14 protein-coding genes are annotated in these 14,599 nt (G+C 67.7%); 4 read left to right on the top strand and 10 right to left on the bottom strand.

Annotated features, from left to right (window positions below):
• Window positions 1-189 precede the first annotated feature (189 nt).
• From glcF to HNP55_RS08725, 10 genes are all read right to left on the bottom strand, one after another.
• Window positions 190-1,446 (bottom strand): glycolate oxidase subunit GlcF, encoded by a 1,257-nt coding sequence (gene glcF, locus HNP55_RS08770; protein WP_184298302.1) that lies wholly within the window; start codon window positions 1,444-1,446, stop codon window positions 190-192.
• A gap of 21 nt (window positions 1,447-1,467) precedes the next feature.
• Window positions 1,468-2,154, bottom strand: a complete 687-nt coding sequence (locus HNP55_RS08765; RefSeq protein WP_246448294.1) for a class I SAM-dependent methyltransferase — start codon at window positions 2,152-2,154, stop codon at window positions 1,468-1,470.
• Entirely contained in the window at window positions 2,141-3,223 is a 1,083-nt protein-coding gene (glcE, locus tag HNP55_RS08760; RefSeq protein WP_184298300.1) for a glycolate oxidase subunit GlcE, read from the bottom strand. Before glcE ends, HNP55_RS08765 begins: the two co-directional genes overlap by 14 nt.
• On the bottom strand, window positions 3,223-4,716 hold the full coding sequence (locus HNP55_RS08755) for an FAD-linked oxidase C-terminal domain-containing protein (RefSeq protein ID WP_184298298.1): 1,494 nt from the start codon (window positions 4,714-4,716) through the stop codon (window positions 3,223-3,225). Before HNP55_RS08755 ends, glcE begins: the two co-directional genes overlap by 1 nt.
• On the bottom strand, window positions 4,716-5,492 hold the full coding sequence (locus HNP55_RS08750; RefSeq protein ID WP_184298296.1) for a PhaM family polyhydroxyalkanoate granule multifunctional regulatory protein: 777 nt from the start codon (window positions 5,490-5,492) through the stop codon (window positions 4,716-4,718). Before HNP55_RS08750 ends, HNP55_RS08755 begins: the two co-directional genes overlap by 1 nt.
• Before the next feature lie 48 nt (window positions 5,493-5,540).
• A complete protein-coding gene (locus tag HNP55_RS08745) occupies window positions 5,541-6,491 on the bottom strand; it encodes a TraB/GumN family protein (RefSeq protein WP_184298294.1) in 951 nt (316 codons plus the stop codon).
• On the bottom strand, window positions 6,491-6,982 hold the full coding sequence (locus HNP55_RS08740; RefSeq protein ID WP_184298292.1) for a TIGR02281 family clan AA aspartic protease: 492 nt from the start codon (window positions 6,980-6,982) through the stop codon (window positions 6,491-6,493). Before HNP55_RS08740 ends, HNP55_RS08745 begins: the two co-directional genes overlap by 1 nt.
• Before the next feature lie 21 nt (window positions 6,983-7,003).
• Window positions 7,004-9,409, bottom strand: a complete 2,406-nt coding sequence (locus HNP55_RS08735; protein WP_184298290.1) for an ATP-binding protein — start codon at window positions 9,407-9,409, stop codon at window positions 7,004-7,006.
• Between the two features lie 143 nt (window positions 9,410-9,552).
• On the bottom strand, window positions 9,553-9,846 hold the full coding sequence (locus HNP55_RS08730) for a DUF3567 domain-containing protein (protein ID WP_184298288.1): 294 nt from the start codon (window positions 9,844-9,846) through the stop codon (window positions 9,553-9,555).
• Between the two features lie 151 nt (window positions 9,847-9,997).
• Window positions 9,998-11,017 carry a DUF3108 domain-containing protein gene (locus tag HNP55_RS08725; protein WP_184298286.1) on the bottom strand — a complete coding sequence of 340 codons (1,020 nt, stop codon included), beginning with the start codon at window positions 11,015-11,017 and terminating at the stop codon, window positions 9,998-10,000.
• Window positions 11,018-11,082: 65 nt separating this feature from the next.
• Between HNP55_RS08725 and HNP55_RS08720 the strand changes: the two genes are divergently transcribed.
• From HNP55_RS08720 to HNP55_RS08705, 4 genes are all read left to right on the top strand, one after another.
• A complete protein-coding gene (locus tag HNP55_RS08720; protein ID WP_184298284.1) occupies window positions 11,083-12,090 on the top strand; it encodes a fumarylacetoacetate hydrolase family protein in 1,008 nt (335 codons plus the stop codon).
• A 20-nt stretch (window positions 12,091-12,110) separates the two neighbouring features.
• On the top strand, window positions 12,111-12,788 hold the full coding sequence (locus HNP55_RS08715; RefSeq protein ID WP_184298282.1) for a DUF4197 domain-containing protein: 678 nt from the start codon (window positions 12,111-12,113) through the stop codon (window positions 12,786-12,788).
• Between the two features lie 165 nt (window positions 12,789-12,953).
• Complete coding sequence (locus HNP55_RS08710; RefSeq protein WP_184298280.1) at window positions 12,954-13,616, top strand: ProQ/FINO family protein; 663 nt, start codon at window positions 12,954-12,956, stop codon at window positions 13,614-13,616.
• Between the two features lie 217 nt (window positions 13,617-13,833).
• The gene (locus tag HNP55_RS08705) at window positions 13,834-14,571 is read left to right on the top strand and encodes a PEP-CTERM sorting domain-containing protein (protein WP_184298278.1); all 738 of its coding nucleotides are present in this window, start codon (window positions 13,834-13,836) and stop codon (window positions 14,569-14,571) included.
• The last annotated feature ends 28 nt before the right edge of the window (window positions 14,572-14,599 follow it).

The following is a 14,599-nucleotide window of genomic DNA, read 5'->3' as shown; positions in this document are numbered from 1 at the left end:
AAATGACCGGACACCGCTGCGGCGGTGCCCGGTCTGGTCCTGGCTTGGCAATGGCTGTTGAGAGCGATGCCTGGCTTGCCCGGGGGCCACAAAGGCTCCTCCCCCCGTTGTTCAGCCGGTATTTTCTGGAATCGGTATGACAGTGGGCCTATCGTTTGCCCTTGCTTGGGCGCATGTCGAACAAGCGGATTACTTCAGCTGATCGTCCAGCACCTCGACCCAATGCCGTACCGGCGTGTCCGGGCTGCCGCTTTGCAGATGCTGGATGCAGCCGATATTGGCCGAAACGATCAGGTCCGCCCGCAAGGGCGCCAGGGCCTGCAGCTTCTGCTCCCGCAGCTGCTTGGACAGCGCGGGCTGCAGCACCGAGTAGGTGCCGGCCGAACCGCAGCAGAGATGGGCGTCGCAGGGCGCTTGGCGGATGTCGAAGCCCAGGGCCTGCAGGCCCGATTCGACGCCGCCACGCAGCTGCTGGCCATGCTGCAGCGTGCAGGGCGGGTGGTAGGCCAGCTTGGGCAGGGGGGCCGCGGGCTTGTCGGCCAGGCGCGCCTGCAGCGCCGGCAGCAGCTGGGGCAGCAACTCGCTCAAGTCGCGGGTGATGGCGCTGACGCGCGCGGCCTTCTCGGCGTAGGCGGGGTCATGGGCGAGGGCGCGGCCATAGTCCTTGACGGTCAGGCCGCAGCCCGAGGCATTCATCACCAGGGCCTCGATCTTGCCGTGCTCGGTCAGGCCCTCGACCAAGGGCCACCAGGCATCGATATTGCGGCGCATATCGTCCAGGCCGCCCTCGTGATCGTTCAGATGGCTGCGGATGGCGCCGCAGCAGCCAGCAGCGTCGGCCACCAGGGTCTGGATGCCGGCGGCGTCCAGCACCCGTGCCGTGGCGCTATTGATATTCGGCGCCATGCCGGGCTGCACACAGCCCAGCAGCAGGCCCATCTTGCGCGGATGCTGGCCGCTGGGCCAGTCGTGTGCGCTCCTGGGCGCCGGGCCGGGCACCTTGTCCTGCAGCGCGGCCGGCAGCAGCGGGCGCAGCCTGCGGCCCAGGGCCATGGCGGGGCCAAAGGCGGGCGAGGTCAGGCCTTCCTTGAGCAGCCAGCGGGCCACCTGCTCGCGCCTGGGCCGCTCCACCTTGGCCTCGACGATGCCGCGGCCAATCTCCAGCAACTGGCCGTACTGCACGCCCGAGGGGCAGGTGGATTCACAGTTACGGCAGGTGAGGCAGCGGTCCAGATGCTGCTGGGTGCTGCGCGTGGGCTCGGCGCCCTCCAGCACCTGCTTGATCAGATAGATGCGGCCGCGCGGCCCGTCCAGCTCATCGCCCAGCAACTGGTAGGTAGGGCAGGTGGCGGTGCAAAAGCCGCAATGCACACAGCGGCTCAGGATGGCCGCCGCCGCCTTGCCCTCGGGGTTGGCCTGGAATTCTTCGCTGAGCTGGGTTTGCATAGGGGCTTGGGTGGCAGCAGATCAAATCTTGCGGTAGCTGAGGGTCCAGAAATAGTCCAGCTCGCGCCAGACCAGGTCCTGGCCCAGGCCGGCCAGCAGCGCTTGCATGCGGGCCTCGCTGGGGAAGTTCTTCATGACCTCGTGCTCGCTGCCATCGCTCAAGTGGCGCAGCTGATAGCCATTGCCCTCGGCGTCATAACGGTGCACGGGCGTGCTATCGCCTTCGACGTAACGGTTCTCGATCAGCAGCACTCGCGCGCCCGGCTGCAGCTGGCTGTGCAGGCCTTGCAGCCATTCCCGCTGGCGGCCTATGGGCACATGGGAGAACCACAGGCCGGCAAAGCCGGCGTCAAAAGGCGAGGCCGCGCCCGCGGCCACAATGCCTGGCGCATAGGCATTGGCCAGGCGGAAGCTGACGCGGGTCTGATCCAAGGGCTTGGCCCTGGCCTCGGCCAGCACTTCGGGGTTGATATCGGTGCCCAGCCAGCTCAGCGCGGCCGAGGTGGCGGCGGGCAGCCAGTAGCCGGTGCCGGTGGCGATCTCCAGCACATGGCGGCCGCTGAACTGCTCGGCCAGCCACTGCTTCAGCCGCGCCAGATCGGGCTGGCGATGGGGCTTGTCGAACACCCGCTCGTATTCCTTGGCGCGCTGGGCGTAGTAGCGCGGCATGTGTTGGTGGCGGGAGAGTTCGGCGTCAGAGATCGGCATACAGTCGTCCGGGGTTGAACACCCCCTGCGGGTCAAAAGACTTTTTCAATTCGCGGTGGATGCGCAGCAGGGGCGGTGGGAGCGGGGCGAAGGCGCCGCAGCGCTTGTCCTGGCCCAGGAAAAGTGTGGCATGGCCGCCCAGCTGAGCGGCGGCCTCGCGCAGAGCGGCGGCGGGCATGGCGGTGGTGAGCCAGCGCTGGGCACCGCCCCATTCGATCAGCTGCTCGCCATGCACCTGGGCGAGCGCTGGCGCTGTTTGCGGCAGCGACAAGCGCCACAGGCTGGCGCCGCCTCGCACCGCGCGCGCCGCAGCTTGGAAGAATTCGTCGCCGTGATCGCGCAAGCCGGTCCAGAAGGGTTCCGCCTGCTCGGGCGCGATGGCCTCACCGCCCAGCTTGTGCCGAGCCGCATCGACGGCGGCCTGGGCCCCGGCCAGGCGCAGCACCAAGGCGCCGTCCCACCAGGCGCTGGCGTGCAGGGGCAGGGCCTGGCCACCCCATTGATTGAGTTTTTGCAAGGCCTGGGCCTGGGCCATCTCGAAGCGCAGGGTGGTCTGGGCCACCGGCCGCGGCAGCACCTTGAGCGAGACCTCCAGGATCAGGCCCAGAATGCCTAGCGAGCCCGCGATCAGGCGTGAGGCGTCATAGCCCGCCACATTCTTCATCACCGTGCCGCCAAAGCTCAGCGCCTCGGCGCGGCCGTTCAGCAGGGTGATGCCCAGCACATGCTCGCGCAGCGCGCCCTGGCTCATGCGGGCCGGGCCGCTCAAGCCGGTGGCCACCATGCCGCCCACCGTGCCCTGGCCGCCAAAGCGCGGCGGCTCGAAGGCCAGATGCTGGTTCTGCTCGGCCAGGGCCTGCTCCAGCTCGGCAATGGGGGTGCCGGCCTTGACGGTAACGACCAGTTCACTCGGCTCATAACTGCTGATGCCGCTGAAGCCGGTCAGGCTCAGCGGCTCGCCCTGTGGCGCCTCGCCGTAGAAGGCCTTGCTGCCCTGGCCCTGGATGCAGAGCTTTTGCCCGCTCGCCGCGGCGGCCCGCACGCGCTCCTGCAATTCGGCTATCTGCATCAAAACCTCGGCAACTCGGGATGGGCCAGCAGGCCGCGTTTGACATGCATGCGGCCGTACTCGGCGCAGCGGTGCAGGGTGGGGATGACCTTGCCGGGGTTGAGCAGTTCGGCCGGGTCGAAGGCGCGTTTGATGGAGAACATCTGCTCGCGTTCCTCGGCCGAGAACTGCACGCACATGCTGTTCAGCTTCTCGACGCCCACGCCGTGCTCGCCGGTCACCGTGCCCCCCAAGGCCACGCTGGTTTCCAGGATCTCGGCGCCGAATTCCTCGCAGCGGCGCAATTGATCGGGGTCGCTGCCGTCGAACAGGATCAGCGGGTGCAGATTGCCGTCGCCAGCGTGGAAGACATTGGCGCAGCGCAGCTGGTATTTCTTCTCCATCTCTTGAATCGCCAGCAGGATGGCGGCGAGGTTTTTGCGCGGGATGGTGGAGTCCATGCACATATAGTCGGGGCTGATGCGGCCCGAGGCGGGGAAGGCGTTCTTGCGCCCGCTCCAGAAGCGCAGGCGCTGGGCCTCATCGGCACTCACCTCGATGCGGGCGGCGCCGCTGGCGCGCAGCACCGCCTCCATGCGGCCCACCTCCTCGGCCACTTCCTCGGGCGTGCCGTCGCTCTCGCACAGCAAAATCGCCTCGGCCGCCAGGTCGTAGCCGGCGTGAACGAAGTCTTCCACCGCCGCCGTCATGGGCTTGTCCATCATCTCCAGGCCGGCCGGGATGATGCCGGCTTTGACAATTTGCGCCACCGCCTCGCCGGCTTTGCGCACATCGTCAAAGCTGGCCATCAGGCAGCGGGCGAGCTGGGGCTTGGGTGTCAGCTTGACCGTCACCTCGGTGATGACGGCCAGCATGCCCTCGCTGCCGACGACGAGGCTGAGCAGGTCCAGGCCGGCCGCATCCAGGGCCTCGGAGCCGAATTCGACGGCCTCGCCGGCCATGGTGTAGCCCCGCACACGCAAGACGTTATGCAGGGTGAGGCCGTATTTGAGGCAGTGCACGCCGCCGGAGTTCTCGGCCACATTGCCGCCTATGGTGCAGGCGATCTGGCTGCTGGGGTCGGGGGCGTAGTAGAGGCCATGGGCGGCGGCGGCTTCGGAGATGGCCAGATTGCGCACGCCGCATTGCACCCGGGCCGTGCGGGCCAGCGGGTCGATTTGCAGGATCTGCTTGAACTTGGCCAGGCCCAGGGTCACACCCGCGGCATGCGGCATGGCCCCGCCCGACAGGCCCGTGCCCGCGCCGCGCGCCACCACCGGCACCTGCAGGCCGTGGCAGATGCGCAGCAGGGCGGCGATTTGGCCTTCCGTCTCCGGCAGGGCCACCAGCAGGGGGCGCTGGCGGTAGGCGCTCAGGCCATCGCACTCATAGGGCGTGGTGTCCTCGGCATGCCAGAGCAGGGTGTGGGCGGGTAGTTCCTGGCCCAGGGCCTCGACCAGCCTGGCCTGGGCCTGATAGCGCTGAGCGGGGTCGACGGTCGGGCTCGGCTTCATCAGCTCTTGCGCTTGCGGGCCGCCGGGGTTTTGGCTGCCGCATTGGCGGCGGTGCGCAAGGCGGGTTTGTGGGCGGGCGCGGCCTTGGGCTTGGTGGCCAGGGATTTGGCCACCGTGTCCACCATGCTGCCGGCCACGGCGCCGGGCACGCTGGCGGCCTTGCGCAGGGTCTCGCCGGCGGCGTCGAAGGACTGCTTGACGATGGCGCCGGCCAGGTTCTTGGCCGCGTCGGTGGCCGAGTCCTTCATGGCATTGGCGGCCAGCTGGGTGAACTGCTGGCTCAGGGCGCCCCACCATTGCAAGGGGTCGACGGCTGCGGGCGCGGCGGTGTCGGCCGCCTTGGCCGTCTTGGCCTTGGCGGCGGGCTTGGCCGTCGGCGCCTTGGTGGCTGCGGCAGGCATGGCCTTGGCCGCGGCGGCCAGGATCTCGGGCGGCACGCCGGGCCAAGCGGGCGGGTTGGCGGCCTCGGCCGTCGGCAGCTTCAGTGCATTGCCCAGTTCGGCCAGGGGGACGTTCATGGATTTCAGCGTGGACAAGGTCATGCGCTGCACCTCCAGGGCCTGGATGGTGGCGCCCAGCATGCGGGCGTTTTGCTCCAGCCAGAACTGCACCGTGCGCAACTCCTCGATGCGCTTGCCCAGCTCCTCGGGGTTGAGCGTGGGCGCCACCCATTGGCCGATGCCGGGCAGGGCGGCGCCGGCGTTCTTGACCAGGCCTTGCAAGAAGTCAAAGCCGGGGACAAATTTGGTGAAGCTATTGCTGCTGCTGTCGGCCATGGGGGTTTGCTCCTGTGCTGTTGGGTGGGCCCGGCCGATGGTACGACGCTAATGCAGTCTTTGCACCTTGAAACCCAGATCTTCCAACAGGCGGGGCAAGGCCTTGTCGCCGGTCAGATGCAGGCTGCCGACGGCGGCCAGCAAGACCTGACCCCGGCCATGCAGCTCGGCGATGCCTTGGGCCAGGCCGGGATTGCGGTCATCGTTGAGTTGGCGCAGATCGGCCAGGTCCTGGGGCTCGGCCACGCAATTGCACCAGCGCTCGTAGCTGGCCAAGGTGTCCAGATCGCTCTGCGCCCAGGCCTGGGCCAGGCGGCGCAGCACCGGGCGCAGCTGATTTTTCTCCAGCTGTTCCAGGCCTTTGCGCAGGCTGGTCTGGGCCTGCTCCGGGTCGCTGGGGATCAGCACCTGCAGCTGGCTTGCGGCCGACTCCAGCCCGCTGACGGGCAGGCCGCGCTGGCCGGCCCAGGCGCCCAGCATCAGCTCCTGGCCGAAGGCCGGGTCCATGCCGTCCCAGCGCGCCGCCAGGGCGCTGAACTGGCTCAGCTGCAGCAAGGGGTGGACATGGCTCAGCGCGGCGACGGGCAGGCAGGCGGCCCGGGCCTGGGCCGTCAGGCGGCGGCGCAGATCGGGCTTGAGCTGCAAGGGCTGGGCATGGGCCGGGGGCTGGCTCAGGGTCTGCAGGGTGGCGGGGTCGCTGAGGTCCAGCTCCAGCGCCAGGTGCTGGGCCTGGCCCATGGCCTGGCGCAGCTGGGGGCCGGGGAAGATCCATTCCATACGGCCCAGGTGCACGGTGCCGTAGAGGTAGGAGTCGTGGCCGTCGCGGCTCAGCCGGTAGAGAAAGCCGCGATCCGGCGCGCTGGCCGAGAGCTGCTGAATCTGCGAGGCCGTCGGCGCTTGCGGCTGCGGCGGGCAGGTCGGCGCGGCAAAAACGACTTTGGCAAGCAGCAAAAGACTGAGAAGGCTGGCCGCGCGCAGCATGGTTTTTTTGATGGGCATCAGGGCTGGGCGGCGCGGATCAAGAGCTGGCCGTCTTCTTGTGTGAAGCTGAGCTTGGACAGCATGTCCATGCCCAGCAGGGGGGCGTCCAGGGCGGGCAGCACGGTGACGCTCAGGCGCTCGGCGCTAACCCCGCCTTGCAGCGTGATCGTGGCGCGGGCCTTATAACCCTGGGCCAGGCCGCCGGCGGTGTTGGAGGCGACCAGCCCTTCAGAGACCAGGCCGGCTCGCTCGGCCAGGGCCTGGGGCAGGGCGCTGCGGGTGGCGCCGGTGTCGACCAGAAAGTCCACCGCCACACCGTTCACCCGGCCCGGCCAGTGGAAGTGGCCGTCGGGGCCGCGCTGCAGGCGGATCTCACCCGCGTTGACGGAGATGCGGCTTTGCTGCTGCTGGTGTTCCCAGGCCTTGAAGCCCAGAAAGACGGCGAGGAGCAGGAGCAGCCAGAGGGTGACGAGTTTGAAATGGCTGGGCAGTTCGGCAGGGGAGCTCATCCCGACACGATGCCAGAAATTTCAGTGCAGGCTGCCGAAGCCGATATGGCGCCGCGTGCGCACCCCCGGCTTGCCGCGGTGCTCGGCCTCCAGCTGGGAGAGGAATTCGTCGGGGACTAGCGGCTCGCCGAGGATTTCCACCTGCTGGCGCACGGCGGCAAAGTCGCCCGGGGTCAGCAGGTCCAGGGCCTGCAGGCGCTCGCGCTGCATGGCATCCAACTCGGCCGCCTCATCGCCCAAAGCCTCGCGGCGGAACATGCGTTCGCGCTGCTCGGCCAGCAGAGGCTTGAACTGGATCTTGAAGGCGAAGCGGCGCAGCGCCGCCTCGTCCAGGTCTTCAAACAGATTGGTGGTGCAGATGAAGATGCCGGCAAAACGCTCCATGCCCGCCAGCATCTCGTTGACCTCGCTGACCTCGTAATTGCGCTCGGCCATGCGGCGGCTGCGCAAAAAGCTGTCGGCCTCGTCCAGCAGCAGCACCGCGCCCTCGGCGCCGGCGGCCTCGAACATGCGGGCCATATTCTGCTCGGTCTCGCCGACGAATTTGCTGGCCAGATCGCTGGCCTGGCGGATCATCAGCGGCCGCTTCAGCGACTGGGCGATGTGCTCGGCCAGGGCCGTCTTGCCGGTGCCGGGCGGGCCGTAGAAACAGAGATTGCCGCTGCTGCGTTTTTGCAGGGCCGCGACGATGCGCGGGATCTCGAAACGCGATTCGCAGTTGAGCAGCTCGAGCGCGTACTGCGTGACCATGGGCCGCGCGCCCCGCTCGGGGTTCAGATGGCCCAGGGCCTTGTCGGCGTTCTCCAACTGGCGCAGGATCAGGCGCTCGCAGTCCTCGGCCGGGCCGGCCAGCTGGGCGAAGCGCACCGCCGTGCGCACCTGGGCCGGCGTCAAGCCGCGGCGCTCGGCCAGCTGGGCGGCGAAGCCGGCGCCAACCTCCACGTCGGACAGGGCCGTGCTGACCAGGCGCAGACGCGCGCCGGGCGGCGGCGATTTGAGCTCCAGGTGGTATTGGAAGCGGCGTCGGAAGGCCGGGTCGATCTGCTCGATGCGGTTGGTGACCCAGATCACCGGCACCGGATTGGTTTCCAGGATCTGGTTCACCCAGGCCTTGCCGCTGACCGAGCCCGAGCTGGGCGCGTCCACGCTGGCATCCAGCCGCGCCATCAGCTGGGCGGTGTCGCTGGACAGGGGCGGGAACACATCCTCCACCTCGTCGAAGAGCAGGGCCACATGGGCGCTGGCCTTCAAAAAGACCTGGCTGATCTGCAGCGAGCGGTAGCGGTCGCGGCCGGACAGGCTGTTGCCGTCGCGGTCGGCGTATTCCACCTCGTAGAGATCGAGGCCGGCAGCCTGGGCGGCCACCTTGGCCAGCTCGGTCTTGCCGGTGCCGGGCGGGCCGTAGAGCAGGATGTTGACGCCCGCGCCCTTTTGGGCCACGGCCTGCCGCAGCAGGTTTTCCAGCACGCCCAGGTCTTCGGCCACGAAGTCGAAATCGGCGGCCTGCAGCGGGCTCTTGCTGGCGGGGCGGGTGAACACGGCCATCAAGTCGTGCGGGCCCTTGTACTCGCGCATCAGCACCGGCGGCAGCTGGTCGCTGACCTTCATCAGATCGGCCAGGTCGGTGATGTTGTGCTCGGAGATCAGGTTCTCCACCATGCCGATGCGCTCCAGGCGCGAGCCGGCGCGCAAGGCCTCGGCGACCTCCTGGGCATTGACGCCGGCCACGGCGGCGATGGTGGCGAAGGCCTCTTGCGCGGTATTGACCTTGAACTCCACCAGCGCCCCGCGCAATTCGCGCTGGTAGCGGGCCAGCGTGCCGTAGAGCAGCAGGGCGCGCTCGGCCGGGTTGAGCTGCAGCAGATTGCCCAGGGCGTCGATATTGGTTTCGACCAGGGTGGATTCGCGCTTGAGCTGTCGGTCCAGCCATTCGCTGGTGGTGGCCAGGAGGGCCAGCATGTCCTTGGGCGCGTCCTTGACGTATTCGTCCAGATAGAAGAACAGGGTGGACTCGGTGAAGGGGCCGGTCCAGACGCCGTAGCGCTGCAGAAAGTCTTCGTGGCTCAAGGCCTCGTGGCCATTCCACAGCTCATTGCCCTGGCAGCGCTGGCGCAGATAGTCGCGCAGCCGGCCAAGCACCCGCACAGGCCAGACCAGGTGGCGGCCGGTGAAGGACAGCAGACCGTTGAAGTCGCGGCGCAGATTGAATTTGCCTGCATGCTTGACGGTCAGCGTCAGCACGAATTGCGAGCACATGCGGTCCAGTACCGGAGCTTGCTTGAGCCCGGGCGAGGGCAGCACGGCGCTGTCGGACTTGCTCTCGGATTTGAAGCCGGCGTTCGCGGCGCTTGAGCGCGAACGCCCGCCTGCTTTGAGCGCCGCCGCATGGGCCGGCGGGGTGGGGGAGCTTGTAATGCGCTTCACCATGGCATCCCTCGTGGACAAGTCGCCACAGACCGCGTGGCGCTGCCGCATCTTGGCCTAGCAGCGCCCGCAGTACAAGAGCCCATTGCCATCGCCTGAGTATGCTCGGTGCCGGGTCGCCGCAGGCGCTGGATGGGTACGCGGACTCAGTGCATCACCACCGGCTGATGCCCCATGCTGGCATAGCTTTCGATGAAGTCATCGAGGTCTTCTTCGCTGGGATCCTGCTCGATCAAGGCCTCGACCCCGTCCTGGAACTGCTGGGCCAGGGCGCCTTCGATGAAGATCTCTTTGCGGCTGAATTTGTCGACGATCTCGTAGCCCCCGCGCTGCAGCTGCAGCTCGGGATTGGCGGTCAAGAATTCTCCAAGCTGGGGCTCGGCCACCTGAATGTCGAACTTGACGACACTGAAGCTGGGGGAGTTGTAAAGCATGTGCATGGAAAGCTCCTTTCAGCATCAATTGCGGCCAGCCACCCTGTATTCAAGCCTTATCGGCATCTCATCGCTCCGGCCGTGAACAAATAGTGTCAGAAGCCAGCCCTGTTCGGCGCCTTGGCGCAAGAATATTTGTGCTGCCTATGCAAAAAAGTTACGGTGCCTCCCTGGAATCGGGGGCCGAGCTTTCCCCAGCCGGGGCAGGCATCAGCTGCAGACTCCAGCTGCGCTCGTCGGGTAACTGAAAAAGCACACGGACGGGCAGATGCTGGCGAGCCGGGTCCAGCCAGAGGTGGACCTCGCCGCTGTACTCACCCAGCGCCTGACGACGCAGATGCAGCAAGGGGCCGGCTCCGCTGGTTTCCAGCGGCAGCACTTCAAAGATCCAGTCATGGGGCTGGCCGCGCAGGCCGGCCACACGCAGCGTGATTTCACGCCCCGGCGCGAAGCGCTCGGGCTGGCTTTGCGCCAGGCCGGCAAGCTGCAGCCACCAGCTCAGGCGGTCCTGCAAGCCGGGCTCCAGCGGCAGCAAGTCATCGCTGGCCGAGAAGCTCAGCAAGCCCTCCTCGCGGCGGAAATTGAGGGCCGCACGTTCGCGCCCTCGCAGCGTCTGCACAAAGCGTTGCGGCGCCAGGCCCTGGGGCTCCAGCCGGCCCTGGCTGCGCCAGCCCGGCAGGGGGCGGCCACCCAGCTCGCGTTCCAGGCTGAGGGCATAGGCGCCGTCGGCCTGCAGATCCCAGCGCAGCACGGCCCGGCCCTCGCGGCCAAATTGGCTGAGCTGGTAATGCCATTCCCCGCTGGGCAGGCTGCTCAGCGCGGGAGCGGGCGAGGCTGCGCCGCTCCCGGCTGCGTCGCTGGGTGGGTGTGCTTCCGGTGCCGGGCCGGCCTGGTCGGCTTGCTGTGCCGGCCGCCCTGCCGGGGTCGGGCTTGCGGTCGGCTTGCTGCGTGCCGGTTCAGGCGCCGGCTCGGGGGCCGCGGCCGGGCGTGTCTGCATGCTGGCGATGAGCTGGGGCGAGTGCTTGGCCTTGCCTGCGCCTGCGTCCGGGGCGGGTTCTGCCGTGGAATTGAGCAGCAAGAGGCCGGCGTGCCCGAGCAGGCTCAGGCCCAGGGCGTAGCCCAAGGCCCGCAGCGCCTGGGCTTTGGCGGGTGGGGTGGGGGTGATTCGGGAGCGCATGATGCGGTGCATTGGACAATGCTGCCATTGCTTTGCCCCTATTTCGGTTTCAAGCCGCAGCTCCGATGAAACTTGCCACCTATCACGACAGATCCCGCGACGGCCAGCTGGTCGTCGTTTCCCGCGACCTCAGCCAGGCGCATTACGCCAATGGCATCGCCACCCGCCTGCAGCAGGTGCTGGACGACTGGGGCTTTTTGTCGCCTCAGCTGGAGGAGCTGTCCATCAGCCTGAACCAGGGCAAGCTGCGCCACGCCTTCAATTTCGAGCCCAAGCAATGCATGGCGCCGCTGCCGCGGGCCTACCAGTGGGCGGATGGCTCGGCCTATCTCAACCATATGGAATTGCTGAGCAAGGCGCGCGGTGCCGAGCTGCCGGAAAGCTATGGCCTCGACCCGCTGATGTATCAGGGCGGCAGCGATGACTTTCTGGGCGCTTGCGAGCCGGCCCGTTTTGCCTCCGAGGCCATGGGTATCGACTTCGAAGCCAAGCTGGCCGTCATCACCGGCGATGTGCCCATGGGCGCCAGCCCGGACCAGGCCCTGGACGGCGTGCGCTTGGCTGTGCTGGCCAATGACTGGAGCTTGCGCACGCTGATCCCGGCCGAGCTGGCCAAGGGTTTCGGCTTTTTGCAGAGCAAGCCGGCCACCGCCTTCAGCCCGGTGGCGGTGACGCCCGATGAGCTGGGCGCGGCCTGGCGTGGCGGGCGGGTGGATCTGAGCCTGCAATCGATGTGGAACGGCCGCAAGGTGGGCCAGTGCGAGGCCGGGCCGGAGATGGCTTTCCACTTCGGCCAACTGATCGCGCACCTCGCCAGGACCCGCAATGTGCGGGCCGGCAGCATCGTCGGCTCGGGCAGCGTCAGCAACAAGGACTGGAGCCATGGTTACAGCTGCATTGCCGAGAAGCGCGCGATCGAAGCGATCGAGGGCGGCGTCGCCAAAACGGAGTACATGAAGTTTGGCGACAGCATACGCATCGAGATGAAAGGCCGCGATGGGCTCAGCGTGTTCGGGGCCATCGATCAGGATGTGGTGGCCCTGCACGAGGCTACAGTCGACGGCACTGTTTGAACCTTGTTGAGGAGAAAACCATGCAACGTCGTGCCCTGCTTATTGTTCCCGCCGCTTGCGCAGGCCTGGCCCTGGCCTCCTGGGCGCGGGCCGCGGCCTTGAGCGAAGGCGATGCCGCCTCGGGCATTCGCGCCGCGCTGGAGCGTGGCGCGGCCGTGGCCATCGACGGACTGGGCCGCAAGGATGGCTTTCTGGGCAACGCCGCCGTGCGCATCGAGCTGCCCGGTTACTTGAAGGACGGCGCCAATCTGCTCAAGATGACGGGCCAGGGCAAGCAGGTGGACGAGCTGGTGACGGCCATGAATCGCGCGGCCGAGGCCGCCGTGCCGGCCGCCAAGCCGCTGCTGCTCGCGGCCATCAAGTCCATGAGCGTGGAAGACGGCCTGCGCATCTTGCAGGGCGGCGACGATGCCGCGACGCAGTTCTTCGCCGGCAAGACGCGCGAGCCCCTGGCGCAGAAGTTCCTGCCCATCGTCACCCAGGCCACTGACCGCGTGGCCTTGGCCGACAAGTACAACGCGGTGGCCGGCAAGGCCGCGGGCCTGGGCCTGATCCGTGGCCAGGACGCGAACATCCAGCAATACGTGACGGGCCGGGCCCTGGACGGCTTGTTCCTGATGATTGCCGAGGAGGAGCGCAAGATCCGCAAGGATCCGGTGGGCACGGGCAGCGCCCTGCTGAAGAAGGTCTTCGGCTGAAGCGGGGCCGCGAGGCGCGCGCGAAAAATGAGCTCAAGGCAGTGGACAATAGGGGCTTGAACTTTTTCCTGAAGTGTTTGCGCGCAGCCCATGAATGAAACTTCTCCCGTGATGCCGGATCCGGCGTCCCCCCTGAATTCGGACGCTCAGCCGAGCACTGCGCCTGTGGCTGCTGATGTGGCCGCCGAGGCTGCTGAAGCTCCCCTGCCTTCTGCGCCCGCGGCCGAGCTCTCGCCCGCCGCCGTGGCCGCCAAGCTCAAGACCTTGTTCCCGGCTCTGTTCGGTGGCAATGGTTTCAAGCCGGTCAAGCTGCGCGTGCAGGTCGATATCCAGGCGCGTGCGCCGGGCCAATTCAGCAAGGCCCAGCTCTCGGGCTTTCTGCGCCGCTACACCGGCAACACGGGCTATCTGATCGCCCTGGGCCGCGCCACCCATCGCTTCGACCTGGATGGCGAGCAGGCGGGTGAGCTGAGCGAAGAGCACCGCGCGGCCGCGCGCGAAGAGCTGGCGCGCCGCCGTGCCCTGCAGCAAGAGCGCGTGGAGCTGGAGCAGACCCAGGCCCGCAACCGTGCCGGTCTCTTGCATGACTACGAGCGCACCACCCTGACCCTGGCCAATTTCTGCGCGCTCAAGGGTGTGACGGAAGAAGAGCTGCCGGGTCTGCTGGAAATCGCCAAGGCCGAGCGTGCCGCCCAGCCCGCGCGTGAAGCGCGTCCGCAATTCGCACCGCGCAATGCGCGGCCGAACCCGCGCGATGCTCGCGAGACCCGCGACAGCAAGGGCGGCGAGCGCGCCCCCCGTGGTCCTCGCAATCGCCCTGGGCGCTGAGGTCTAACGCCTATTTCTTGCGGCTTGGCTCCTGGGGTTTTCCTGGGCCAAGAATAGGGGGTTAGCGTCGTTCTGCATTATTGCTATCGTCATCACTCGCATAGCTCCGGGCTTGTTCTCGCCGGTGCGTGTCAAGCTCCAGCCAAGCCCTGAGACCCCGGTCCGGTAGTGCTTGCTGGGGATTGTGGAAACGATGGCGACGAGCAAAGGACAGACGATGAAACGATTTGCACTCTTGACGCTTGCTGCAGCCGCAGCGGCAATCAGCGTTGGTGCGGCCCAGGCGGCCGAGCTCTACAACAACGGCCCGGTGGTGAACAGCAGCGGCAAGTCGGTGCTGACCTCACCGTCCACGGGCCTGGGCATTGGTGCTCAAACCAGTGCTGGCAACTCGGTGGCCGACGACTTCACCATTGCCGCCGGCAGTAGCTGGAATGTCAGCAGCCTGGACTTCTTCAGCTACCAGACCGGTGCCACAGGCTTCACCTTCCAGCAAGCGACCTGGGCCATCCGCAGCGGGGACGCCAATACCGGCACCATCATGGCCTCGGGCGTCACCAACCTCACGAACGGCGGCCTGCAGGGTTACCGCGTGACGCCCACCACGCTGACCAATACCCAGCGCGGCATCTACAAGGCACAGGCCGATGTGGCCGATTTCAGCCTGGGCGCCGGCCATTACTGGCTGAGCTGGAGCCTGACGGGCACTGCCGCCTCCGGCCCCTGGCAGCCTCCGGTTTCCGACGGTCGCACGGGCAATGCCATGCAAGCCACCACCGCCTCCAGCGGCATTTTCTCCACCTGGACCGACGCGGGTTCGGGCCTGACGGCCGAGTTGCCCTTCGCCATCAACGGCGTGGCTGCGGCCGTGCCCGAGCCTTCGAGCTATGCGCTGATGCTGGCCGGTGCGGCCGTCATGCTGGGCCTGGCACGCCGCCGCCGCCAGGCTTCCTGACGCGCCGGAACCGCCGGCCCACGCCCGC

Source organism: Roseateles oligotrophus (assembly GCF_014204525.1).
In the GTDB taxonomy this organism is placed as follows: Bacteria; Pseudomonadota; Gammaproteobacteria; order Burkholderiales; family Burkholderiaceae_C; genus Paucibacter_A; species Paucibacter_A oligotrophus_A.
The sequence above is the reverse complement of the archived record's forward strand: the minus strand, read 5'-3'. Positions and strand labels throughout refer to the sequence as shown.